General features: G+C 68.6%; 25 protein-coding genes and 2 pseudogenes. 12 read left to right on the forward strand and 15 right to left on the reverse strand.

The genetic code is table 11. The features are described 5' to 3' along the window. Window positions 1–37: 37 nt before the first annotated feature. Complete coding sequence (locus ABZ345_RS24670; protein WP_359853034.1) at window positions 38–694, forward strand: SDR family oxidoreductase; 657 nt, start codon at window positions 38–40, stop codon at window positions 692–694. Between the two features lie 140 nt (window positions 695–834). Further along, window positions 835–2,298: a multicopper oxidase family protein gene (locus ABZ345_RS24675; RefSeq protein WP_359853036.1), complete on the forward strand. Its 1,464-nt coding sequence runs from the start codon at window positions 835–837 to the stop codon at window positions 2,296–2,298. Between the two features lie 4 nt (window positions 2,299–2,302). Here the strand turns inward: ABZ345_RS24675 and ABZ345_RS24680 are convergent, their stop codons facing one another. From ABZ345_RS24680 to ABZ345_RS24690, 3 genes are all read right to left on the reverse strand, one after another. Further along, entirely contained in the window at window positions 2,303–2,797 is a 495-nt protein-coding gene (locus ABZ345_RS24680; RefSeq protein ID WP_359853039.1) for a GNAT family N-acetyltransferase, read from the reverse strand. Then, a complete protein-coding gene (locus ABZ345_RS24685) occupies window positions 2,775–3,371 on the reverse strand; it encodes a dihydrofolate reductase family protein (RefSeq protein ID WP_359853042.1) in 597 nt (198 codons plus the stop codon). The genes ABZ345_RS24680 and ABZ345_RS24685 overlap by 23 nt, the downstream gene beginning before the upstream one ends. 85 nt (window positions 3,372–3,456) lie before the next feature. After that, window positions 3,457–4,149: a DUF2848 domain-containing protein gene (locus ABZ345_RS24690; RefSeq protein ID WP_359853044.1), complete on the reverse strand. Its 693-nt coding sequence runs from the start codon at window positions 4,147–4,149 to the stop codon at window positions 3,457–3,459. Window positions 4,150–4,195: 46 nt separating this feature from the next. On the opposite strand from ABZ345_RS24690, the pseudogene ABZ345_RS24695 reads away from it, so the two are divergent. Continuing rightward, window positions 4,196–5,394, forward strand: a pseudogene (locus ABZ345_RS24695) (MFS transporter). On the opposite strand, the gene ABZ345_RS24700 reads toward ABZ345_RS24695, so the two are convergent. Continuing rightward, entirely contained in the window at window positions 5,355–5,972 is a 618-nt protein-coding gene (locus ABZ345_RS24700; protein ID WP_359853047.1) for a GntR family transcriptional regulator, read from the reverse strand. The pseudogene ABZ345_RS24695 and the gene ABZ345_RS24700 sit on opposite strands and share 40 nt — an antisense overlap. A gap of 55 nt (window positions 5,973–6,027) precedes the next feature. Here ABZ345_RS24700 and ABZ345_RS24705 point away from each other — a divergent pair, with 55 nt between their 5' ends. Both ABZ345_RS24705 and ABZ345_RS24710 read left to right on the forward strand, forming a co-directional pair. Beyond that, window positions 6,028–6,804, forward strand: coding sequence for a carbon-nitrogen hydrolase family protein (locus ABZ345_RS24705; protein ID WP_359853050.1), 777 nt, complete (start codon window positions 6,028–6,030; stop codon window positions 6,802–6,804). Further along, entirely contained in the window at window positions 6,805–7,134 is a 330-nt protein-coding gene (locus tag ABZ345_RS24710) for a cupin domain-containing protein (RefSeq protein WP_359853053.1), read from the forward strand. On the opposite strand, the gene ABZ345_RS24715 is transcribed toward ABZ345_RS24710, so the two are convergent. The 3 genes from ABZ345_RS24715 to ABZ345_RS24725 form a co-directional block, all read right to left on the reverse strand. Then, window positions 7,131–8,156 (reverse strand): hemolysin family protein, encoded by a 1,026-nt coding sequence (locus ABZ345_RS24715; RefSeq protein WP_359853055.1) that lies wholly within the window; start codon window positions 8,154–8,156, stop codon window positions 7,131–7,133. The two genes, ABZ345_RS24710 and ABZ345_RS24715, sit on opposite strands and share 4 nt — an antisense overlap. After that, window positions 8,153–9,460: a hemolysin family protein gene (locus ABZ345_RS24720; protein WP_359853058.1), complete on the reverse strand. Its 1,308-nt coding sequence runs from the start codon at window positions 9,458–9,460 to the stop codon at window positions 8,153–8,155. The genes ABZ345_RS24715 and ABZ345_RS24720 overlap by 4 nt, the downstream gene beginning before the upstream one ends. A 105-nt stretch (window positions 9,461–9,565) precedes the next feature. Then, the gene (locus ABZ345_RS24725; RefSeq protein ID WP_359853061.1) at window positions 9,566–10,582 is read right to left on the reverse strand and encodes a LacI family DNA-binding transcriptional regulator; all 1,017 of its coding nucleotides are present in this window, start codon (window positions 10,580–10,582) and stop codon (window positions 9,566–9,568) included. A gap of 122 nt (window positions 10,583–10,704) precedes the next feature. Here ABZ345_RS24725 and ABZ345_RS24730 point away from each other — a divergent pair, with 122 nt between their 5' ends. Genes ABZ345_RS24730 through ABZ345_RS24740 form a run of 3 tightly spaced genes read left to right on the forward strand, consistent with a single transcriptional unit; the run spans window position 10,705 to window position 13,647 of the window. Continuing rightward, a complete protein-coding gene (locus ABZ345_RS24730) occupies window positions 10,705–11,847 on the forward strand; it encodes a Gfo/Idh/MocA family oxidoreductase (RefSeq protein ID WP_359853064.1) in 1,143 nt (380 codons plus the stop codon). Next, window positions 11,840–12,859 (forward strand): dihydrodipicolinate synthase family protein, encoded by a 1,020-nt coding sequence (locus tag ABZ345_RS24735; protein WP_359853067.1) that lies wholly within the window; start codon window positions 11,840–11,842, stop codon window positions 12,857–12,859. The genes ABZ345_RS24730 and ABZ345_RS24735 overlap by 8 nt, the downstream gene beginning before the upstream one ends. Next, complete coding sequence (locus ABZ345_RS24740; protein WP_359853070.1) at window positions 12,832–13,647, forward strand: sugar phosphate isomerase/epimerase; 816 nt, start codon at window positions 12,832–12,834, stop codon at window positions 13,645–13,647. The genes ABZ345_RS24735 and ABZ345_RS24740 overlap by 28 nt, the downstream gene beginning before the upstream one ends. 111 nt (window positions 13,648–13,758) lie before the next feature. Here the strand turns inward: ABZ345_RS24740 and ABZ345_RS24745 are convergent, their stop codons facing one another. After that, window positions 13,759–14,793 carry a serine hydrolase gene (locus tag ABZ345_RS24745; protein WP_359853072.1) on the reverse strand — a complete coding sequence of 345 codons (1,035 nt, stop codon included), beginning with the start codon at window positions 14,791–14,793 and terminating at the stop codon, window positions 13,759–13,761. Between the two features lie 53 nt (window positions 14,794–14,846). Here ABZ345_RS24745 and ABZ345_RS24750 point away from each other — a divergent pair, with 53 nt between their 5' ends. Then, complete coding sequence (locus ABZ345_RS24750) at window positions 14,847–15,527, forward strand: SDR family NAD(P)-dependent oxidoreductase (protein WP_359853075.1); 681 nt, start codon at window positions 14,847–14,849, stop codon at window positions 15,525–15,527. A gap of 12 nt (window positions 15,528–15,539) precedes the next feature. Further along, a complete protein-coding gene (locus ABZ345_RS24755) occupies window positions 15,540–16,139 on the forward strand; it encodes a hypothetical protein (RefSeq protein ID WP_359853078.1) in 600 nt (199 codons plus the stop codon). Here ABZ345_RS24755 and ABZ345_RS24760 read toward each other — a convergent pair. From ABZ345_RS24760 to ABZ345_RS24770, 3 genes and pseudogenes are all read right to left on the reverse strand, one after another. Next, window positions 16,129–16,221 (reverse strand): annotated as a pseudogene (locus tag ABZ345_RS24760) (BBE domain-containing protein); the annotation flags it as partial. The gene ABZ345_RS24755 and the pseudogene ABZ345_RS24760 sit on opposite strands and share 11 nt — an antisense overlap. A 75-nt stretch (window positions 16,222–16,296) precedes the next feature. Continuing rightward, on the reverse strand, window positions 16,297–17,667 hold the full coding sequence (locus ABZ345_RS24765) for an FAD-binding oxidoreductase (RefSeq protein WP_359853080.1): 1,371 nt from the start codon (window positions 17,665–17,667) through the stop codon (window positions 16,297–16,299). Between the two features lie 51 nt (window positions 17,668–17,718). Further along, entirely contained in the window at window positions 17,719–18,159 is a 441-nt protein-coding gene (locus ABZ345_RS24770; protein ID WP_359853083.1) for a MarR family transcriptional regulator, read from the reverse strand. Between the two features lie 83 nt (window positions 18,160–18,242). Here ABZ345_RS24770 and ABZ345_RS24775 point away from each other — a divergent pair, with 83 nt between their 5' ends. Beyond that, window positions 18,243–19,115, forward strand: a complete 873-nt coding sequence (locus ABZ345_RS24775; protein ID WP_359853085.1) for a hypothetical protein — start codon at window positions 18,243–18,245, stop codon at window positions 19,113–19,115. Here the strand turns inward: ABZ345_RS24775 and ABZ345_RS24780 are convergent. Continuing rightward, complete coding sequence (locus tag ABZ345_RS24780; protein ID WP_359853087.1) at window positions 19,099–19,902, reverse strand: alpha/beta fold hydrolase; 804 nt, start codon at window positions 19,900–19,902, stop codon at window positions 19,099–19,101. The genes ABZ345_RS24775 and ABZ345_RS24780 overlap by 17 nt on opposite strands. Window positions 19,903–19,972: 70 nt before the next feature. On the opposite strand from ABZ345_RS24780, the gene ABZ345_RS24785 reads away from it, so the two are divergent. Continuing rightward, window positions 19,973–20,773, forward strand: a complete 801-nt coding sequence (locus ABZ345_RS24785) for an SDR family oxidoreductase (RefSeq protein WP_359853090.1) — start codon at window positions 19,973–19,975, stop codon at window positions 20,771–20,773. Window positions 20,774–20,798: 25 nt separating this feature from the next. On the opposite strand, the gene ABZ345_RS24790 is transcribed toward ABZ345_RS24785, so the two are convergent. From ABZ345_RS24790 to ABZ345_RS24800, 3 genes are all read right to left on the reverse strand, one after another. Further along, window positions 20,799–21,245 (reverse strand): hypothetical protein, encoded by a 447-nt coding sequence (locus ABZ345_RS24790; RefSeq protein WP_359853093.1) that lies wholly within the window; start codon window positions 21,243–21,245, stop codon window positions 20,799–20,801. A gap of 91 nt (window positions 21,246–21,336) precedes the next feature. Beyond that, window positions 21,337–21,768: a cupin domain-containing protein gene (locus ABZ345_RS24795; protein ID WP_359853096.1), complete on the reverse strand. Its 432-nt coding sequence runs from the start codon at window positions 21,766–21,768 to the stop codon at window positions 21,337–21,339. After that, window positions 21,765–23,249 (reverse strand): GGDEF domain-containing protein, encoded by a 1,485-nt coding sequence (locus ABZ345_RS24800; RefSeq protein WP_359853098.1) that lies wholly within the window; start codon window positions 23,247–23,249, stop codon window positions 21,765–21,767. Before ABZ345_RS24800 ends, ABZ345_RS24795 begins: the two co-directional genes overlap by 4 nt. Window positions 23,250–23,254: the final 5 nt, after the last annotated feature.

Here is a 23,254-nt window from a genome sequence, read left to right on the forward strand (position 1 = left end):
CTACGGTGGGTTTGGAAAGCCAACTTAGGAGGTAGTGATGGACTTCAACACTGCAACCGTGCTCGTCACCGGGGCCAACCGAGGGCTCGGCCGGGTGTTCGCCCAGGAGTTCGCGAAGAGGGGAGCGAAGGTCTACGCAGGGGCGCGCAACCCCGCGTCCGTGGTGGACGACGGGGTCATTCCGGTCCAGCTGGACGTGAGCGACGACGCGTCCGTGGAGGCGGCGGCGAAGGAGCTCGGAGACGTCTCGATCGTCATCAACAACGCCGGCGTGCTCCTCGCGGGCGAGGACGTTGACAGCATCCGGGCAGAATTCGAGGTCAACTTCTTCGGGATCGTCCGCACGACCGACGCGTTCGCACCCATTCTGAAAGCCAATGGCGGCGGCGCGATCGTCAACGTGCTGAGCGTCCTCTCGTTCATCGGCCGCCCGGCCTTCCGCGGCTACGCGGCGTCCAAGGCGGCCGGCTGGTCGCTGACGAACTCGACGCGGGAAGCGTTGCAGGGACAGGGAACTCAGGTCATCGCCGTGCACGCGGGCTTCATCGACACGGACATGGCCTCGATCGTCGACGCGCCCAAGATCTCGCCCGAGGACGTCGTTTCCCAAGTGCTGCAGGCGATTCAGAACGGTGATGACGAGGTGCTCGCGGACGAGCGCACTCGTTCGGTGAAAGCCGCACTGGCCTCTTGAGACGGTCGTGCACGCACATCAACGGCCGTCGAAGGAACTAGGTGTTCCCCCTGAGCGTCCGGCGTAGGTTTCCGCCGCATCCAACCGCCGCGGAAGCGTTCTCACGCTCGCATCCGCCTGGGGCGCTTAGGGGAACAGCGATGCTCAACAGACGAGGTGTGCTCGCCGCGGGCGGGGTCGCGGCCGGTGTTTTCGGTGTGCCGCGACTGCTCGCGCCTGCCCAGGGTCACGAGGACTCGGAGCACGGCAAGCACGTCACCACGTTCCAGGAGTCGAAGATCTTCACCGGCGCGAAACCGGAGATCGTGCCGTGGACACGCCCGATGCCCGTGCCGCCCGTGCTCAAACCGGTGGTGTCCACGGCGAAACAGGAGGTCTATCAGCTCTCGATCGAAAGAACGACAGCGGAGATCCTGCCCGGCCTGCAGTCGCCGGTCATGGGCTTCGGCGGGCAGTTCGTCGGCCCGACGATCAAGGCGAAGACGGGCCGCAAGACCCTCATCATGTTCCACAACAAGATGGACGAGGCCGCCAACGTCCACCTGCACGGCGGTCACACGCCGCCCGAGCACGACGGCCACCCGAAGGACCTCATCGAACCCGGCCGCACCCGCCTGTACCTCTACCCGAACACCCAGCAGGGCACCACCCTCTGGTACCACGACCACAGCCACGGTTCCGAAGCCGCGCACGTCTACTTAGGACTGCATGGCGCCTACGTCATCGAGGACGACTCCGAACGCGCGCTGAACCTGCCGTCCGGTGCCTACGACATCCCGATCCTGTTGCGCGACATCCAGTTCGACGACAGCGGCAACATCGTGGTCTTCGACGACCCCAGCAAGCGCACGGTCGTGCTGGCCAACGGCGTCCCACAGCCCTACTTCGAGGTCGCCGCCCGCAAGTACCGCTTCCGCCTGGTCAACTCCGCCAACCAGCGCGTCTTCAAGCTCAAGCTCACCGGCGACAAGTTCACCCGCATCGGCTCCGACGGCGGCCTGCTGGCCACCACCCTCGAGCAGGACGAGCTCATCCTCTCCTCTGCCGAGCGCTCCGACATCGTCATCGACTTCTCGAAGTACCCGGTGGGTTCGCACGTCGTCCTGACCGACGCCGTGGCGGGCGAGATCCTCCGCTTCGACGTGGTGCGCCGCGCCTCGGACTCGAGCCGCGTCCCCGCCGCCCTGCGCCCGCTGCCCGCCATGCCGTACTCCACAGTGGACCGCGTCGTCGACCTGTCGTTCGTCTTCAAGCCCAACGACCGCCCGGACGGCGTGATCAACGGCAAGGTCTTCGACATGGACCGCGTCGACTTCACGATCAAGCGCGGCGCCACCGAGACCTGGCTCATCAAGAGCTCCGACCCGACCGGCGTCAAGCACAACTTCCACCTGCACCTGGTCCAGTTCCGCGTCCTGGAGCGCAACGGCGGCCCGCCCCTGCCCGGCGACGCGGGCCTCAAGGACACGATCCCGATCGTCGCGGGCGACACCGTCAAGGTCCAGGCGACGTTCACCGGCTACACCGGCCGCTACGTCTACCACTGCCACTTCCTCGAACACTCGTGGATCGGCATGATGGCGCAGCTCGAAATCGTCCCCTAACGCCTCAACTCCCACACCACGTCCACCCCGACGCGGTTGCCGATCGCGGGTTCGCGCGGCGGTGTGCGCGGTCGATCTCGGTGAACCCGAGGCGCCGCGGCACACCGCTGCTCGCGATGTTGGCCGCGTCGTGCCAGATCTGGAGCCTGCGCACCCCGTCGAGCGCGAACGCGAACTCGACCAACTCGGCGGCCGCTTTCGTGGCGAGGCCGCGTCCGGTGAAGGCGGGATGGAGCCAGTAGCCGATCTCCACGAGATCGCTTTCCTGGGTGCGGTCCGCGGTGATCACGCCGACGATCGCGCCGTCGACGGTGATCGCGTGGTGGAACATCGTGCCGCGCTCCCAGGTGCTCACCGCCATGGCGAGGAACCCGGCGGCGGTGGACGCGTCGTAGTCGACGTGCGCCCACGGCATCCACGGCCGCAGATGCTCGAGCGATTCCGTGATCACCTGCAGCAGCTCCGCCGCGTCGGCGTCACTGAGCTTTCGGAGCTCCATACTTCACTTTGTAGCGCAGGTGCGTGACGCTTACGCTCTTGATCACCGAGAGCGGGCCTTCAAGCTCGAAGCCCTTGCCCGGCGCGAAGAACGGTGTGCCGCCGCCGAGCAGCACCGGTACCAGGTCGAGCCAGATCTCGTCGACCAGGCCGGCGTCGATGGCCTGCCGCGCGATCTCGCCGCCGTTGAGCCCCACGGCCTTGTCGCCCGCGTGTTTTTGGGCCACCGCTACGGCTTCCTCGATGCCGCCGCTGACGAACGAGAAGTGCTCGTTGTCCTCCAACGGCCTGTGGGTGAGCACGATGGTGTGCACGCCCAGCGGGTGCTGGCCGTTCCAGCCGTTCGTCAGGTCGTAGAGCTTGCGGCCCACGACGAGCGCGCCGGTGGCCTCGATCTGGGCGCCGAAGTAGGCGGCGCTGCCGGGGGTCAGCTTGAACGAGAACACGCCGGTCGGCGCGGCCAGTTCGACGTCGCCGGTGGTGTGCCAGCGGAAGAGCTGGTCGAAGCCGGTTTCGCCTGGGCCTGAGATGTAGCCGTCGATCGACGTGCTGGCGCCGGTGAACACGATGCCCATTGCTGCCTCCTGTGTGTGTCCGTCGCCCATAGGTCGAACCAGGCGGCACGGATTTCGACAGGAGCCTGGGGATCACATACCGAGCTCAGCCGATCGGATCCGGCAGCAGGGTCACCTCGTAGTCGCAGTCGATGACATCACCGGTGGCCGGATCGCGCAGCTCAACGCGCCACTTCGACGCGAACTGCTCGACGCCGTGATGCATCGGGATGGTGCCGGACAGCAGCACTGTGCCGGGCTTGAGCAGGCCCAGAGCACGCAGCCGGTCCACCCAGTACTGCGGGGTCAGCAGCTCGGCGAGCGTGCCGCGCTGGATCTCCACGCCGTCCGCCCATGCGGTCAGTTCGATCTCGTCGACGCGGTCCGCGACGTCGGACAGCCGCCACGCCTTGCGGCCGAGCACGTCGGGGCTCGCGTTCTTGCTCCACGCGACGCCGTGCACCTCCAACGCACGGTCTGTGTGGTCGCACGCGACGGTCAGCAGCACGTCGTCTTCGGTCACGACCAAAGCCCACTCGGCCTCGCCGGAGGTCTTCTTGTGCTGTGCGGGAACCGCTGACGTCTGCTGCGCGAGGTACGGCGAGACGGGGTAGAGGCTTGGCGTGACGGACGGCGCGGGCACGCCTAGTTCGGCTAGTTCGCGCACGTGAGCGGCCACGTCGTCCTGGCTCCGACCTGCGTATCCGCCGTTCAGCAAGGTCGTCACAGCGACCTCTTCGACGGTGCCGTCAGGAAGATCGAACTGCAGTGCGGTGAGCTGTGTACGAGCGGTAGACATGCGGTACTCCTTGCGCATACGAGTTGTATACAGGCAGTATTACCGCATGCCGACTGATGCATCAAGGACAGGCTCAGCAACGACGGCCACATCACCGCCGGTGCCACGTTCGGCCCTGGTGCGGGCGTTCGTCGCCTCGCTCTCCGGTACCGCTCTGGAGTGGTACGACTTCGCGATCTACAACGTCGCCGCCGCCGTCGTGCTCGGCCCGTTGTTCTTCCCGAGCTCCGAACCGCTCACCGCGACACTGCTCGCGTTCTCGACGTATGCGGTCGGCTACCTGTCGCGGCCGCTCGGCGGGTTCTTCTTCGGCAGGCTCGGCGACAAGATCGGCCGCAAACGCGTGCTCGTCACGACGTTGCTGATCACCGGCATCGCAACGTTGCTCATCGGTGTGTTGCCGACGCACGCCGCGATCGGTCCCGCGGCCGGTGTGCTGCTCGTGCTGCTGCGGTTCGCGCAAGGCGTCGGGCTCGGCGGTGAGTGGGGCGGCGCCGTGCTGTTGTCCAGCGAATACGGCAACCCCGAGCAGCGCGGCTTCTGGGCGTCAGCGGCCCAGATCGGCCCGCCCGCCGGCAACCTGATGGCGAACGGCGTACTGGCGCTCCTCGGCGTGGCGCTGTCGGACGCGGCGTTCATGTCGTGGGGCTGGCGCATGGCGTTCCTGCTGTCCGCGGTGCTGGTGATCTTCGGCCTGTGGATCCGGGTGAAGCTGGAGGAGACCCCGGTCTTCAGGGCGATCCAGGAACGCGGCGAACGGCCGTCCGCGCCGGTCAGCGAGGTGTTCCGCACGCAGACCCGCCCGCTGGTCACCGCCGTGCTGTGCCGCGTCGGTCCGGACGTCCTCTATGCGCTGCACACCGTCTTCGTGCTGACCTACCTCACGACCCAGCTGAAGCTCCCGCGCAACTACGGCCTCATCGCCGTGCTGATCGCGTCGGGCTTCCAGCTGTTCCTGATGCCGCTGGCCGGCTGGTTGTCGGACCGGATCAACCGGCGCGGCTTCTACGCGGCGGCCGCGGTGTGCGGCGCGGTGTGGCCGTTCGTGCTGTTCCCGCTGATCGACACGTGGCGCCGTTGCTGTTCACCGCGCTGTTGGCCGGCTTCAACACGTGGGTCGTCGTCGGCCTCTACGTCAGCGTGGCGTGCGTGGTGACGCTCATCGGCCTGTGGCTCGGTCGCGACCCGCAGCCCGAGGCAGATCCTCAGCCGTTGAGCAGCAACTTCAGCGTGGTGTCCAAGTGAGCGGTGATCGCCGCGGTGGCCGCGCCGACGTCTCCGGACTCGAGAGCGGCCACGATCGCGTTGTGCTCGTCGATCACGGCCAGCTGCCGGTTCTGGGCCCGGTACAACGCGACCACACCCGCGCGCACCTGCCGTGCGCGCAGCCCCTCGTAGGTCTTCGTCAACAGCTCGTTGCCCGTCGCCGCGACCAAAAGCGCGTGGAACTGCCGGTCGACGTCGATGAACTGCCGCGCGTCCTCCACGAGCCACCGCTGCTGCTCGATGAGCTCCTGCATCTTCCGCAGCGGCACCGTGCCTTCGCCCATCGTGCGTTCGGCCGCGTACCGCTCAACGACCCCGCGCAACTCCATCAGCTCGCTGATCTGCCGCGACGACAACGGCGCGACGTACGCACCCTTCTTCGGCACGAGCTGCACGAGGTCCTCGGCCGCGAGCAGCAGCAGGGCCTCACGAATCGGCGTGCGGGACACGCCGATCTGGTTGGCGACGTCCTGCTCGCTGATGAACCGCCCCTGCATCTCGGGGTCGGCGAGAATCGTGTCCTTCAGGAACTCGTAGGCCTTTTCCCTGCCGGACAAGCTGTCACTCTCTTTGGCCACACCCTGCATACAGCATGTATACCAGAGGAGGATCATGCGCATCGCACTGAACCAGATCAGCTCCACCGCTGATCCGGCCGAAAACCTGGCCACCGTCCGCACGCAGGTGGCCGAAGCTGCTCGGCAGGGCGCCCGCATCGTGCACTTCCCGGAAGCCACGCAGTGCCGTTTCGGCGTCCCTCTCGCCCCGGTCGCCGAACCGCTCGACGGCCCCTGGGCCACCGCCGTCCGCGAAATCGCCGACGAACACAACGTCGTCGTAGTCGCCGGCATGTTCACGCCGGGCATCAACGGCCGTGTCTCCAACACGACACTCGTGACCGGCGCCGGCCTGCACCTCGGCTACAACAAGATCCACCTGTTCGACGCGTTCGGCTTCCGCGAGTCCGACACCGTCACCCCAGGCGACAAGCCCGTGACCTTCGACGTCGACGGCATCACGTTCGGCCTCGCCACCTGCTACGACGTCCGCTTCCCCGAACTCTTCCGCGCCCTGGCCGACACCGCGCCCGTGATCCTGCTCGGCGCCTCCTGGGGCGCGGGCCCCGGCAAGGCGGGCCAATGGGACCTGCTGACCCGAGCCCGCGCCCTGGACGCCACCTCCTGGGTCCTCGCCTGCGGCCAGGCCGACCCGGACACCGACCACGGTTCCGCCCCGACGGGAATCGGCCGCAGCGCCGTGATCGACCCGCTCGGCACCGTCCGCGAGCAGCTGGACGGCCCTCCCGGCACAATCCTGTCCGATGTGGACGTTCCGCTCGTGGACGAGGCCCGCGCGATGCTGCCCGTCCTGGCCAACCGGAGGCTCTAGGTGCGCGAGCAACACGAGTTCTTCCCGGTGGACGCCCTCGACTGGCACCCGTCCGACCCCGGCGTCACCGAACGCGTCCTGAGCCGCGACCCGGACACCTCGACCCTGACCCGAATCGCCCGCTGGCAACCGGGTCTCGAAACCTCAGGGGTGATCCGCCACGACTACCACGAGGAGGTCTACCTCCTGGAAGGCGACCTCACCGACCTGAGCCTGGGCCGAACCTTCGGCCCAGGCCACTTCGCCAGCCGCCGCCCTGGAATGCCGCACGGTCCTTATCGGACGGACCAGGGCTGCGTCATGCTGGAGATCCGCACCGCGGCGACCTAGACCCAGCGGACGTGGGTACCGTCGCGCACGGTGCCGACGTACTCCTCGACCAGGTCCTCGAGCGCCACCACGCCGAACTCGGACCCGTCAGCCGACACCGCGCGCGCGAGGTGCGACTGCGCCCGGCGCAGAGCGGCCAGAGCCTCGTCCAGACGGGCGTCCACGGGCACCTCGGGCAACCCGCGCACCCGAGCCCGCGGCACCGGGGTGGCGGCGCCCTCGAGGTCCAGCACGTCCTTGACGTGCAGATACCCGATCAGCCCAGCCTCCGACAACACGGGGAAGCGCGAGAACCCGGTGGCCGCCACGGCCGCCTCGATCTCGCCCACGGTCGGCGAAGCGGACACGGTCGTCAGCCGATCCAGCGGCACCAAAACGTCCGCCACCGTGCGCTCGGCCGAGGACAACGTCTGCGCCAGGCGGCGATGCTCCGAGTCCTCCAGCAGCCCCTCGGACCGGGACTGGCCGATCAGCAACGCCAGCTCATCAGGCGTGTAGGCCGACTCCAGCTCGTCCACGGGCTCGACGCCGAACCGCCGCAGCACCCAGCGGCCCGCGATGGTGAACAACGCCAGAGCGGGCGCGATCATCCGCGAGAAGGCGTAGTGCACGGGAACCAGCCACACCGCGGCCCGCTCGGGACCGGCGATCGCGAGGTTCTTCGGCACCATCTCGCCGAGGATCGTGTGCAGCGCGACGACGATGACCAGCGCCGCCGCGAACGCCACACCGTGCACCACGGCCAGCGGCAGGCCAACGGCGCCGAGGGGCCCCTCCAGCACCGACGCCAGCGCGGGCTCGGCGATCGCACCCAGGCCGAGCGAGCAGAGCGTGATGCCCAGCTGCGCGCCGGCGATGAGCAACGGCAACTGCTGCGACGCCTTGATCGCGGTGCGGGCGCGGGCAGAACCCTTGTCCGCCAATGCTTCCAGGCGGTCGCGACGGGCGGTGATCACGGCGAACTCGGCGCCGACGAAGAAGGCGTTGCCCGCCAGCAGCAACACGACGATGAGGAAGTTCACGACGACACCACCCGCAGCTCGGCCACGCGGTGGCGGTCCATCCTCATCACGGTCACCCTCCAGCCGTCGACGCGGATCTCGTCGCCGACGTCGGGAATTCGCCCCAGCCGGGCCAGGACCAGCCCGGCCAGCGTCTCGTAGTCGCCCTCGGGCATGCGGAACCCGGTCGCCTCGGCGACCTCGTCGTCGCGCAGCAGCCCGGACACGAGCCAGCTGCCCTTGCCGAGCGACCGCACCGGCGGCGCCTCGCCGCGGTCGTGCTCGTCGCGCACGTCGCCGACGATCTCCTCGACGACGTCCTCGAGCGTCACGAGACCGGCGGTGCCGCCGTACTCGTCCACGACCAGAGCGGTCTGCAGGCCGGACGCGCGCAGCCGGTCCAGCAGGGCGTCGCCCTCCAGCGTCTCCGGCACGGAGTACACCGGCCGGGTCAGAGCGGAGAGAGGAGTCGTCCCGCGCAGAGCGGAAGGCACGGCGAAAGCCTGCTTCACGTGCACAATGCCGCGCACCTCGTCCAACGACCCGTCGTGCACCGGGAACCGCGAGAAGCCCGTCTCGCGAGCCTTCAGCACAAGATCAGCGACCGTCGCGTCGGCACGCAGAGCCTCCACCCGCACGCGCGGCGTCATCAGCTCGCCCGCCGTGCGGTCGCCGAACCGCAGCGACCGGCCCAGCAGCACGGCCGTGCCCTCGTCGAGAGTCCCGTGCTCGGCGGACGTCCGCACCAGCGCGCCCAGCTCCTCGGGCGAGCGGGCGGAGGCCAGCTCCTCGACCGGTTCGACGCCCAGGCGCCTGACCAGCCAGTTCGCCGAGTTGTTCATCCAGTTGATCAGCCACCGGAAGACCGCGGAGAACCCCGCCTGGATGCCGACGACCAGCCGCGCGGTCTCCAGCGGCTTCGCGATCGCCAGGTTCTTCGGGACCAGCTCGCCGAACACCATCGACAGCGCCGTGGCGATCGCCAGAGCCAGGAACAGCGACAACCCGCCGGCCACGCCGTGCGGCACGCCCAGAGCGGACAGCCCCGGCTCGATCAGCGAGGCGATCGCGGGTTCCGCGATGTACCCGGTGATCAGCGTGGTCAGCGTGATGGCGAGCTGGGCGCCGGAGAGCTGGAAGGACAACGTGCGGTGCGCGCGGTCGATGGTCCGCGCCTTCGCGTCACCGACCTCGGCGACGTGCCGCTCGACGGTGCTGCGTTCCAGCGCGGTCAGCGAGAACTCCGCCGCCACCGCGATGAAGGTGCCGGCGGTCAGCGCCACGACGGCGAGCAGACCGAGCACGCTCAGAAGGATTCCGGTCACCTATGCGCTCCAAGGCAAGGGACCGGGTTGGTATGCCAGCCAGGGCCAGACCCCATGGGGACGGCTCAACTCCTCATGACTAAGTACGTGTACAGCCAGATGAGTCTAATTGTGGGCAGTCGAGGCCCTGAGCACCACCTCGCCCGCCACACGGACGGTGCGTGCCTCGTCACCACCAGCGTCCAGCACGAGCCCGGCGGCGATCTCGCCCATCTCCTCCAACGGCAGCCGCACGGTCGAGAGAGCCGGCACCGTGTCGCGCAGCGTCGGGATGTCGTCGAACCCGGCGATCGACATGTCCTCGGGCACCCGCACGCCCCGTTCGCGCAGCGCAGCCATGGCGCCCATCGCCATCACGTCGGTCACGGCGAACACGCACGTGGCGCGCGACTTCGACGCCAGCATCTCCAGCGCGGCCTCGTATCCGCCATCGCGGGTGAACGCCCCGTTGACCACCAGAGGCGGCGCGACACCGGCGTCGGCGAGGCCAGCCTTGAACCCGGCGAGCCGGTCGCGGGCCACCACGAGTTCCGAAGGTCCACCCAATACGGCGAACTTCTTGTGCCCGAGCGCGGCCAGTTCACGCGCCAGAGCACGGCCTCCCGCGCGGTTACCGGGCACGACCGTGTCGGTACCGAGCTTCGCCTGCGACACGCACGCGACACGCCCGCCCTGCTCGGTGAACGCGTCGATCTCGGCGGCCAGGCGGGACTGCGACGCACGGTCCGTCGTCCGCGAACCGGCCAGCACGACCGCACGCGCCCGATGCGCGCGCAACGTGGAGAGCAGCTCCACCTCACGCTCGGGACGGCGACCGGTCGTGCCGAGGACGACGACGAGCCCGGCCTCCTCCGCCACGCGCGTCACGCCCGCCGCGATGCAGGAGAAGTACGGGTCGGTGATGTCGTGCACCACCAGGCCGACCAGCGAGCTGGAGTTGCGGGCCAGCGCCTGCGCGGAGGCGTTCGGCACGTAACCGAGCTGCTCCGCTGTGCGCAGGACGCGGTCGCTCAGCTCCTCGCTCACCTGCCGCGTGCTGCCGTTGAGCACGCGTGAAGCGGTCGCCAGCGACACACCCGCCTGCTTGGCCACTTCGGCGAGCGTCACCTGTCGTGCGGACACGACCACCTCCGTCAACGTGCATGTGAGCGCTGAGACTAACTCGCGCGGAGGTTGACGGCCGTCAAGTGCCGCGATTAGCGTGGCGGGAAAGCGCTTTCCAGCGCTGCTACCAGGGAGGTGCGATGGCGGTTCGGACCATTGGCGTGGCGGTCAACGGCGTCACCGGGCGGATGGGATATCGCCAGCACCTGGTCCGGTCCCTCCTCCCGCTGCGCGACGAGGGCGTGCGGTTGCCGGACGGGACCGTGATCAAGGTCGAACCGGTGCTCGTGGGCCGCAACGCCGACAAGCTCAAGGAGATCGCGGAACGGCACGACCTCGCGCGCTGGACCACCGACCTCGACGGGGCGCTCGCGGACCCGGACGTGGAGATCTACTTCGACTCCCAGGTCACGTCGCGGCACGTCGAGTCGATCACCAAGGCCATCGAGGCCGGCAAGCACATCTACACGGAGAAGCCGGTCAGCGAGACGGTCGAGGAAGCGCTGGAGCTCGCGCGCCTGGCCGACGCGAAGGGCGTGAAGCACGGCGTCGTCGCCGACAAGCTCTACCTGCCCGGCATCCGCAAGCTCAAGCGGCTGATCGACGGCGGCTTCTTCGGCCGGATCCTCAGCGTGCGCGGGGAGTTCGGCTACTGGGTCTTCGAGGGCGACTGGCAGCCCGCGCAGCGCCCGAGCTGGAACTACCGCGCGGAGGACGGCGGCGGCATCGTCTCGGACATGTTCTGCCACTGGAGCTACCTGCTGCACGACCTCTTCGGCCGAGTCGAAGCCGTGACCGCCAAGGCCGTCACGCACATTCCAACGCGCTGGGACGAGCAGAACAACGAGTACGCGGCCACGGCGGACGACGCCGCGTACGGGATCTTCGAGATTGAAAACGGTGTCATCGCCCAGATCAACTCGTCCTGGTGCGTGCGCGTGCGCCGCGACGAGCTCGTCGAGTTCCAAGTGGACGGCACCGAGGGGAGTGCGGTCGCGGGGCTGCGCGAATGTTTCGTGCAGCCCCGCGCCGTCACGCCGAAGCCGGTCTGGAATCCGGATCTCCCGGTCACGCACCCGTTCCGCGACCAGTGGCAGCAGGTGCCGGACAACGAGGACTTCGACAACGGCTTCAAGGTGCAGTGGGCGGAGTTCCTGCGGCACGTCTACCAGGGCATGCCGTTCCCGCACGACTTCCGCGCGGGCGCACGAGGTGTCGCACTCGCCGCTGCCGGTCTCAAGTCCTCTTCGGAGGGACGCCGAGTGGAGATCGACAGTGTCTGAACGGATCGTGTTCGCCGCGGCACACGTTGTGGCGAAGGACGAACGCACGGTGGACTGGGACGCGACTTTGGCGTTCCGGCACCACCTCTGGTCGCACGGCCTGGGCGTCGCGGAGGCGATGGACACCGCCCAACGCGGGATGGGCCTGGACTGGCCGACCGCCGCCGAGCTGATCCGCCGCAGCGCCGCCGAAAAGACCGGGCGGATCTGCGCGGGTGTTGCGACCGATCACCTCACCGGTGAGGTCGGCCTCGATGACGTGCTGAAGGCCTATCTCGAACAGCTCGACGTCGTGCAGGAGGCGGGCGCACAGCCCGTGCTGATGTGTTCGCGGCAGCTCGCGGCGTGTGCTCGTGGACCCGAGGACTACCAGAAGGTCTACGGCACGCTGCTCGACAACGTCAGCGAACCGGTGGTCCTGCACTGGCTGGGCACGGCGTTCGACCCGGCGCTGGAGGGCTATTGGGGTGCCGCAGAGGTCGACCAGGCCACCGAGAACTTCCTGGCGATCATCGCGGAACGCCCGGACAAAGTCGACGGCGTGAAGGTCTCGCTGCTCGACGCCGATCACGAGATCGGTCTGCGCCGCAGGCTTCCGGCCGGAGTCCGCTGCTACACCGGCGACGACTTCAACTACCCGGACCTGATCGCGGGCGACTCGCAGGGCTACAGCGACGCGCTGCTCGGCATCTTCGACCCGATCGCCCCGGTGGCCGCTCGAGCTCTGCGCAAGCTGGCTGACGGTGACAGCGAGGAGTTCCACCGGATCATGGCGCCGACGGTTCCGTTGTCGCGCCACCTGTTCAGCGTGCCGACCTACTACTACAAGACCGGCGTGGTGTTCCTGGCGTGGCTGGCCGGGCACCAGGAACGGTTCCTGCTGCTCGACGGCCTGGAGACCGCCCGCAGCGTCGAGCACCTGGCCGAGGCGAAACGGCTCGCGGAGATCGCCGGCGTGATCGAACCCGAGTTCGCGGAACGGCGGTGGCAGCAGTGGCTCGCCTCTCGCTGAACCAGGCGACGATCAAGCGCGCTTCCGTGGTCGAAGCCGTCGAGGGCTGTGCGCGGCACGGGATCTCCTCGATCGGGCTGTGGCGGGAACCGGTCGCGGACCACGGCCTGGAGCGCACCGCGAAGCTCGTCGCGGACGCGGGCCTGCGGGTGTCGTCGTTGTGCCGCGGCGGGTTCCTGACGGCCGTCGACAACCGCGCCGCGATGGACGACAACCGGCGCGCGATCGAAGAAGCCGCCACGTTGCGCACCGACACGCTCGTGATGGTCGTCGGCGGCGTGGCGGGCGACAAGGACCTCATCGGCGCACGTCAGCGCGTTGCCGATGCGATCGCGGAGCTGTCCGTCGAGGCGAAGGCAGCCGGTGTCGTGCTGGCGCTGGAGCCGATGCACCCGGTGTTCTGCGCGGACCGCGGCGTGCTGTCGACGTTGTCGCAGGCGCTCGACATCGCCGAGAAACACGAGTCGGTCGGCGTCGTCGTGGACGCGCTTCACGTGTGGTGGGACCCGGACCTCGACGCGCAGATCGTGCGCGCGGGGGAGCGCATCGCGTCGTACCAGGTGTGCGACTGGCTCACGCCGGTGCCGGCGGACGTGCTGCTGGGCCGCGGGTATCCGGGGGATGGCGACATCGACCTCGACCGTCTGACCAGGCACGTCGCCGCGACGGGGTATGCCGGCGACGTCGAGGTGGAGATCTTCAACGCCGACATCTGGGCGGCGGACTTCGACGAGGTGATCGAGGAGGTTTCGCGGCGGTACCACTCCATTGTGGAACCGGCGCTCTAGACAACGCGGGGAAGCCGGTCGTCGACGGCGGCGACGACCGACCCCGGCGTTGGTATGTATATATCCGAAAACCAGAGGTCTTTGGTCCAGTTTTCAGATAAATCTCAGGAATCAGCCGCCGTTGAAGAACCTGTAAACCTTTGCACGGTGTTTCGGCTTCGTGGTCGTGATCTTGATGACCGCGTCGAACATGGACCGTCCGAGCTCGGCGCGAGCTGCGACGGCGGGGTGCGTGGTGCTGAAGTCCTGGTCGTTCTGCGCCTTGTCACCGGCGAAGGTGCCGGACGCGAACATCGAGTAGATCAAGATTGCCCGATTGTCCTCGCTGAACATGATCCCGGCCTCGTTTCGGCCGTCCTCGAACCAGCCGGCCTTCGTCGCGACGCGCAGCCGCTCGTTGGTCGTGAGGTTCAGCCGCACGCCGTCGGTGAAGCTCGCCGTCGCGCGCAGGATGTTGAGCAGGTACGCCGTGGACGCCGCGGACAGCAACTGGCCGTCGACCAGCTTCTGCAGCAACGAGTGCATCTCGCGCGCGGTCGTGGTGCCGAGGTAGAACCGGTTCGGGTTCGCGACCGGAACGACCTGCGTGTGCACGAAACCCTTGTCCCGCAGGATCTGGTTCAGCTCGAGCGCCGGCACGACCAGGCCGCACAGGCGGACCGCGGTGTTGTCCGAGACGGTGAGCAGGTTCGCGAGAGCGTGACCAACGGTGACCTCGCTCGGGTACGCGCCGTCGAGCGCGAAGATCCCGTCGGTGTCCTGGATGACGATGCTCTCGGACACCGTGACCGTCTGGTCGAGCCTGATCAGCCCGCGGTCGACCTTGTCGAGCACCGCGACCGCGACCGCGATCTTGTTGACGCTGTAGGCCTCGACGACCTTGTCCGCGGCCTCGTCGACGGCGGACTTCGTGGTGCCGTCGAGGTCGGCGATCGTGATCAGCGACGACCAGGTGCCCCGCGCTTTGCGGGCCTGTCGCCGGTAGATCTGCGCCACGCGTTTGCGTGACCGGTCCGCGGTGGTCGGGAAGCGTTCGATCTCGACCTCCGCGTCATCCTGTGCCTGCGCTGCACCGTTGGAGCCGAGCACGGCCGTCGCGGCCGCGACGGTACCCAGCCCGAACACGGACCTGCGGTTCAAAGTCATGCCCAACATCAAAACAGGCGGCACTGACACTTCTCTGACTAGGGTTCTGTCACATGGAAAACGTCTTCGTCGTGACCGGCGCTTCCCGCGGCATCGGTGCAGCTACCGCTGCTCTGGCTGCCGACGCAGGCTATCGCGTGGTCAGGGCCTCGCGTTCGGCCTCGGAATCCGTCGGAGACCGGGGCTGGGACGCGAAATGTGACGTTTCCTCGTGGGAATCCGTGCAGGACCTCATGTCGCGCGTGGAGTCGCGGTGGGGCCGGATCGACGTGGTCTTCGCGAACGCGGGCGTCTCTGTGGACACTTCGTTCGTATCGGACTCCGGTGCGAAACCGCCCGAATGGACCGACATGGTGGTCACCAACGTGTGCGGGCCCGCGTTCACGGCGCGGGCGGCGATGCCCGCGTTGATGCGATCCGGTGGGCATCTGGTGCTGACCGGGTCGGCGGCTGGGCGTGGGGTGCGGCCCGGGAACCTGTATTCGGCGACGAAGTGGGCGATCACCGGGCTGGCTCAGGCGATTCGGGCTGAGGCGGTGGGGACGGGGGTGCGGGTGACCGTTGTCCAACCTGGACTTGTCGATACCGACGCGATTCCGGCGTCGCGTGTGGATGATCCTAAGCTGCAGCCGGAAGATGTTGGCAGGGCTGTGCTTTATGCCGTTTCGCAGCCGTCCACGGTGGACGTGAACGAGATCCTGATCAGGCCGACCGGACAGGCTGCGCATCGCTGAGGGGGTTTTCGCGTGGTTGTGCTGTTCGCGGTCGGTGGTGGCGGCGATCCGGAGCGTCACCGGCCGCTGCTGGATGCCTTGGCGGACCGGGGACTGCGGGTCATCGCGCCTCGGTTCGACCGCTTGATGCCGCAGGCGGCCACCGAGGAGTTGCTGGTGCGGCCACGTGGGCTGGTCGAGGCGTTGGACGGCACCGACGGGGAGGTCGTCGTGATCGGCCACTCCATCGGTGCCTGGGCTGCGCTGTGTCTCGCGGGTGCGGTGCCGTGGGGGCGTGATCGTCAGCCGATCGAGGTGCCGCGCGAGCCTCGAATCTCCCGGCTGGTGTTGTTCGCGCCGGCCGCCGGGTGGTTCGCGGCGCCCGGTGCGCTGGATGCGGTTGATGTGCCGATGCTCGTTTTCGCGGGGACGGGCGACACCGTGACGCCGGTTTCGCAGGCTGAGTTGCTGCTTGGGGCGCCTGGCCCCGTCGACTTGCGGGTGGTGCCGGGGGCTGGGCATTTCAGCTTCTTGCACACGTTGCCGCCTGGTGTGGCGGAGGAGCCGGGGTTCGACCGCGAGCGGTTCCTCGCCGGGATGGTCGAGGAAACGCTGGAGTTCGTCAGGCGCTGACCGCGGGCACGATGTTGTGCCAGAGGTTGAAGACGTTGTCGGAGTCGTATTCGGCTTTGATCGCGGCGAGCCGGTTGTAGTTCTGCTTGCCGTAGCCGGACCTGCGGGTGGTGCCTGGCGTGGCGGAGAATCCGGCGTTCGATCGCGCTGGAGTTCGTCAGGCGTTGACTGCGGGCTTGCGGGGCACGATGTTGTGCCAGAGGTTGAAGACGTTGCCGGGGTCGTACTCGGCCTTGATCCCCGCAAGCCGGTCGTAGTTCTGCCTGCCGTAGCCGGCGATGACGCGGTCCGCGCCCTCGTCGCCGATGAAGTTGAGGTAGACCGCGCCTGTGGTCCACGGCGCGAGCACGTCCTTGACGTGGCGTGCCCAGTCCCGTGCCCGGTGGTCGTCCGCTGGGTCCGCCCACAGGCCCAGCGGGTGCGCGACCCAGGGGGTGTCGCGGTTGGCCATCGGCCAGTCGGCGGCGTTGCGGGCCACCGCGCCTCCCCACGGGATCATGCCCTGCTGGGAGGGTGACGGGGTGATCATCCGGGCGGAGGCGGCGCAGAACGCGTGCACGGCCTCGTCGGGCAGCGATCGCAGGTACTCGCCGGACCAGTAGTTCCGGAAGCCGGACGGGGCGTCCAACATGGACTGGAAGACCGCGTAGGGGATGTCGGTCACCACCGCTGTGCGTGGGTTCAGCGCGGTGAGCGGGGCGATGAGGGCGGGCAGGTCGTCGGCCTTGCCCATGTAGGTCACGAGAATTCCGCAGCAGAGCTTGCCGACCAGCTCGGCCGGTACGAACTCCTCTGGTGGGCCGGTCAGGAACAGCGCGCCGCCGCCGATCTCCTCCGGCGCGCTCTCCGCGAACTCGCGGTAGGCGCGGATCGGGGCTTCACCCTCGCCGGCGGGCCACAGCATGAGGGCGAAGGAGAACTCGGGCAGCGGGTGCAGACGGAACGTGAACGACGTGGCCACGCCGAAGTTGCCGCCACCGCCGTGCAGCGCCCAGAACAGGTCGGGGTGCTCGGTCTCGCTCGCGGTCACCGTCCTGCCGTCGGCGAGCACCAGGTCGACGGCGAGCAGGTCGTCGCACGCCAGCCCGTACTTGCGCTCGAGCCAGCCGGAGCCGCCGCCCAGCGTCAGGCCGGCGACGCCCGTGGTGGAGACCCTGCCGCCGGTCGTGGCTACGCCGAGGGGCTGGACGGCCTGGTCGAACGCGGCCCACGTCGCTCCGCCGCCCACCACGGCGCTGCGGGCGTCGGGCGAGATCGAGACGGCGTTCATCCGGCGCATGTCCAGCACGAGGCCGTCCTGCACGAGGCTCGCGCCCGCGACGCTGTGACCGCCGCTGCGCACCGCCACCGGCATCCCGGCCCGCTGGGCGTAGGCGAGTGCTTCGCGCACGTCAGCGGTGTTGTCGCACTGGGCGATCACCGCGGGTCTCGTGTCGATGGCGCTGTTGAAGACGGCTCGCGCGTCCTCGTACGCGTGGTCGTGCGGGGTGAGCAGGGTTCCGGAGAAGGCGGCGCGCAGGCTGTCCATGAATGACCCTCCTTGTGTGACTGGTGTCACACAGGCTGCGCCATCCGGCGGCTACTCACGCGTCCGGTAAGAACTCCCTAAGACCTCCGAGAACCGCTGCAGGAGCGTGCGCAACTGGGTGCGCTCCTCGTCCGTGAACGCGTCGGCGAGCTTCTGCTCCACCGCGACGGCTCCCTTGTCCGCCTCGCGGAACTTCGCGTAGCCCGCCTCGGTCAGCCGGTTCTCCAGGACGTTGCGCTGCCACTGGTGCGGTGTGCGCGCGACGAGATCCAGGGCGACCAGGTTCTGCAGGATCGTCGTCATCGTCTGGGGCGTGACCAGGCACAGCCGGGCGAGCTCCGCCGCGGGAGCGCCGGGGTGCTCACTCAACGCCAGCAGCGCCGAGTACTGCGGCACGGTCAGGCCCGCCGGCTTCACCGCGGCCGCCTTCGCGGCCATCAGGTCCTGCTCGGCGCGCTTGACGTCACCACCGATCCGATCACCGCTGCGCATCCGTCCATCGTAGAAGTGTGGTAAGAGTATGGATAGCTATCAGTACCCTGATAGCTATCAGGGCTCTAACTGGAGGGGAAGTCATGCGCATCGCGCTTGCTGTCATGGCGGCGTTGTTGCTGGTCACGGGCACGGCTTCGGCCACGCCCCGGCACATCGGCGGGTCGTCGCCGTCGCTGCACCCCGAGGGCGTGCAGTGGGATCCGACCCGCGGGCAGTTCCTGGTCAGTTCCGTGCGCCACGGCACGGTGTCGCTGGTCAGCCCGTCAGGCCACGTCCGGCCGTTGGTCACGGGCACGCGGATGGTGTCCACGTTCGGCATCCAGGTGGACCGCGGCCGGGTCCTCGTCGCGTACGGCGACATCGGTCATGGCGAACGGTCGGTGCCCGGTCAGTCCGGGCTCGGGATCTTCGACCTGCGCACCGGGCGTGCGCTGAAGTTCGTCGACGTTCCGAACGGCGCCAACGACGTGGCGGTCGACCCGCTCGGCAACGCCTACGTCACCGGGCCGGCGGGCGACACCATCTGGAAGGTCTCGCCGGCGGGTGAGGTTTCGGCGTTCGCGAAGGACGCCAGGCTCGCGGCGGCCATCGGCAACAACGGAATCATCTGGGACCCCAGGGGATTCCTCGTCACCGGCAACTACACCGACGGCACGCTGTTCAAGGTCGCGCACGGGCAGGTGGAGGAGTTGCCCGCACCGAAGCTCGTCGGTGCGGACGGTCTGACCCTGACGCCGCAGGGCCTCGTGGTGGTCACGAACAGCCTGGGAGCGCCTGGAAAGAACGCCGTCACGCTGCTCGACACCCGCACGTGGAAGGTCAAGTCCCAGCGCTCCTGGCCGACGTCGCCGACCACGGCGGCCCGCACGCCGCACGGCACGTACGTGGTGAGCGGCAACCTCGACGTCCTGCTGGCGGGCGGGACGACGGACGAGTTCAGCCTCGACCGATGAACTCGACGAGCAGCCGGTTGACCTCGTCCGGCCGCTCCAGGTAGCCGATGTGCCCGCAGTCGGCGACCTCGGCGTAGCGGGCACCGGGGATCGCGTCCGCCACCTCGCGTGACAGGCGGGGTGGCAGGACGAGGTCGTCGGCGAACCCGATGACCAGCGAGCGCACGGAGATCGCGCGGTAGGCGTCCAGGCGGGGCTCGTAGTCGCCCAACGCGAGCTGCGCGCGTCCGCCGGGGCCGATGGACGAGCCCGTGAACTCGTACATCTGCAGCCAGTCGCGGGCGACGATCGGGTCGGTCAGGGTGGCGGGGGAGAGGTTGCGGACCACCGCGGCCGCCGCGTAGAAGGACGGCGGCACCTCGACTCCCTTGTCGTACAGGTCCATCAGGCTGTGCGACCACGCCTGCTGCACCGGATCCGGTCGTCCGGCGGTCGCCATCATCACGGCGGACGAGACGAGCGACGGATGCGCCAGCGCCAGTTCCTGCGTGACGCGGGCGCCCAGGGACGTGCCGATCACGTGGGCCGGGGCGCCCAGGTGCGAGATCAGCGCGGCGGTGTCGGCGACCATGTCGTGGATCGTGAAGCCGCCGGCGCACTCGGACGACGGCCTGATGCCGCGGTTGTCGAAGTAGGCGACGCGGTAGCCGGCCTTGACCAGCGCCGGGACCTGGTAGGTGCGCCAGACGCGGCCCGGGCTGCCGGTGCCCATGACCAGCACCACCAGGTCGCCGGAGCCCTCGGTCTGGACGTTGAGCTCGATGCCGTTGAGCGGGACCATCGCCATGTCCGGTGATCCTAAGTTGTAGGCGTAAGTCCAGTGGCGTGTTCGGGCACACCGGACGATCATCTGAGCCGTGCGCACCGTACTGATCACCGGAACGTCCAGCGGCATCGGCAAAGAGACGGCGCTGGCCGCCGAGACCGGGGGCTGGCACGTCGTCGCGACGATGCGCGACCCCGCGAAGGCCCAGGGGCTCAAGGACGTCAAACGCCTCGACGTCACCGACCCGGCGTCGGTGCAGGCCTGCGTCGACGAGGTGATCGCCGAACGCGGGGAGCTCCACGCCGTCATCAACAACGCCGGCGTCGGTGTGCTCGGCACGGCCGAACTCCTGACCGCGGACCAGGTCCGCACCGCCATGGAGGTCAACTACTTCGGCGTCGTCGAGGTCACCAAGGCCGCACTGCCGCACCTGCGGGCGTCGCAGGGCAGGTTGATCACCGTGACCAGCGTCGGCGGCATCGTCGGCCAGCCGTTCAACGAGGCTTACTGCGCGGCCAAGTTCGCCGTCGAGGGGTACATGGAGTCGCTCGCGCCCGTCGCCGCGACGACCGGTGTGCGGGTGAGCGTCGTCGAACCCGGCGCGGTGGCCAGCGAGTTCGTCGCCAGCCAGCAGCTCGACGTCGCGAAGCTCCTCGCGGAAGCGGGCCCGTACGCGCCCGCGATGTCCGCCTACATCAAGCGGACGCAGGGCTCGTTCAGCAACGCGCAGACCGCCGCCGACTGCGCGCGGGTGATCGTCGACCTGCTGGAGCAGGACGAACCGCCGTTCCGCGTGCAGACCACGGACTGGGCGCGCACCTTCGTCGGCACCAAGCTCGCGGACCTCGACGGGTCAGCGGTGCAGAACCTCACGCGCACCTGGGTCAGCTGAGGCGTGTCCGACACATGGCTTCGGGTCAGGTCCGCCTGCGGCTCGCGATCTCGTCAGAGAGCCGCTGCACACGGGCGGGGTCCGCGTCCCGGGCAAGGGCGACGTAGTGGTCCATGACGCCCGGCCGGTAGCGCACGGGCAACGTCTGTCCTGGGGCGAGCCGGGTGAGCTCGGTGATCGTGAGGTCTTCGTCCGCGATACCGCGGAACGAGATGCCGTCGGCGGTCTCCACGTCGAACATCAGGACCACGCGTGGATTGCTGTTGACCTCCCGCCAGTCGACGAGAACGCCGAGCGCAAGCGCCCCTGCACGCAGTTCCGCGTTGCGCTTCCGCGCATCACTGCTCAGGAGCGGGTTCGGGGCGACGCCCGGGAAGCCGGGCCCGACGCCGAGCGATTCCGGACTCAGGTCGGGCCTGAGCTGCGCCATCACATCGCTCAGATCGTTGAGCTTCTTCTTCCAGCCGAACACCCTGCCCCCTCCCACACGCCGGTGGTGGAATCTCAGCCTGGCGCTTGGCCTTCGCCGCGATCGTACGTCGCGGACGGACGGGCTCGGTCAGCTAAAAGCGGCACAACGGCCGGATCTCCTCGGCCGCGGACGGGTACTGAGCGCAGAGTTCGTCCGCGTGCCCGAAGGAGACGATGTCGTCGGTGTACGGCGGCACCACCACCGTGCCGACCAACGACCAGTCACCGGCGGGTGCGCTGCCCTGCCACACACCGGCGGGGACGACGACCTGCGGGTTGGTCTCGCTCAAGAGAGGCTTTTCCACGCTGCCGTCCGGGAAGAGCAGCAGCATCTGCAACGGCGACCCGGCGTGGAAGTTGTAGATCTCCAGGTGCTTCAGCACGTGCATGCCCGAGAAGTCGGGCCTGCGCAACAGGTACGCGATGGCCGACACCTCGTCGGAGCGGTGCGTCTGCGCGAAGTACCCGCCCTCGACCGGAAGTTCCTGCATGCCGAGGCCGGCGATCAACTGCTCAGGGGTCACGTCATCTCCGGAAGCGGTGAACCGTGCACGACGACCATGCCCTTGCCGAGCCGCTTCGCCGTGTACATCGCGGCGTCGGCGGCACCGAGCACGTCGTCGGCTGTAACCGTGGGGTCGTACGAAAACCGTTGCGCCACACCGATGCTGGCGTGCACGTGATGGATCCGGCCGTGCACCTCGTGCGGGTGCGCGAGAGAGGCGAGCAGGCGCGCGCCGATCTCGTCCGCGTCGCCGCCGTCGATCAGCACGCCGAACTCGTCACCGCCGAGCCGTGCGACCGTGTCCTCGGACCGCACGCTGTGCTCCAGCCGCGCCGCGACGTTGCGCAGGACGGCGTCGCCCTCGGCGTGCCCGTGGTTGTCGTTGACCGCCTTGAACCCGTCGACGTCGATGAACAGCAGGATCAACGGCCGTGCGCGGTCTTTGTCGGCTAGCGCGCGCTCCAGGTGTTCGCGGAACAACGAACGGTTCGCGACGCTGGTCAACGGGTCGTGCGTCGCCTCGTGCCGTAGCTGTTCGCGAGAGATGCGGAGCTGGTCCATCAGACGGACGTTGTCCATCATCGTCAGCAACTGACGCACGATCACGAAGCACACGACAGCAAGCCCGACGTAGATCTCGATCGGGTTGAGGCGGCCGCCGGTCGCCGTGTTCCACATGATGAACAGGCCGGTGATCGCGAGCGGCAGGTACGGCACGAGCAGGTGCAGCAGGTCGGCCATGCGCATGCGGCCCGACGTCGGCTCCAGGTTCCGCGTCGGAGCCAGCGCGCTGAGGAAGAAGAAGGCCGGGCACAGCATAAAGCCGATGTCCGCGGTCGCCGGGATCGCCGTGATGCCTTTGGAGATGTAGAACGCGAACACCCAGCCCGACGACGACTGCGCGATACCGGCCAGTGCCACGAACAACATCGGCCACTGACGCACGGACTGATGCGTCCACGACATCACGACGATGGCCACGAGCAGCACGAGGTACGCGGCGGGATGCGCGACCACCGTGGCGAAACCGGGGCCTTCGGTGGCCCACGCGCGGGTCAGCGACTCCAGCGCCGACACCCACGTCAGCACGAACAGCGACCCGATCACGATCAGCCCGTCGAGCACCACGACCACGCGGCTGCGGGAGTTCGGCAGCAGGTCGTCCGCACGGCGTTGCTGGGCTTTGACCACGACCGCGGCCAGGCACAGCACCGGCACCATCGTGAACCCGAGCGGCGCGATCGTCGACGTCGGCAGCTGCACACCCAGGATCTGCTGGCCCCAGATCCACGCCGACAGCCCGATCGTCAGGCTCGTCATCGCCGCCGTCATCCACGCGTTGCGTTGGCGCGCATAGGCGATCAGCGCTGCTACGGCGAAGAGGAGCTGCACGACCTTGTCGATCGCGACGCCGACGTCCCGCGGCACCGTGAGGGCGGTGAGGATGGTGACCGCCATGAAGGTGCCGACGCACCCAGCGACGACCCAGAACCTCTTCACCGTGT

The organism is Lentzea sp. NPDC005914 (genome assembly GCF_040629405.1).
In the GTDB taxonomy this organism is placed as follows: Bacteria; Actinomycetota; Actinomycetes; order Mycobacteriales; family Pseudonocardiaceae; genus Lentzea.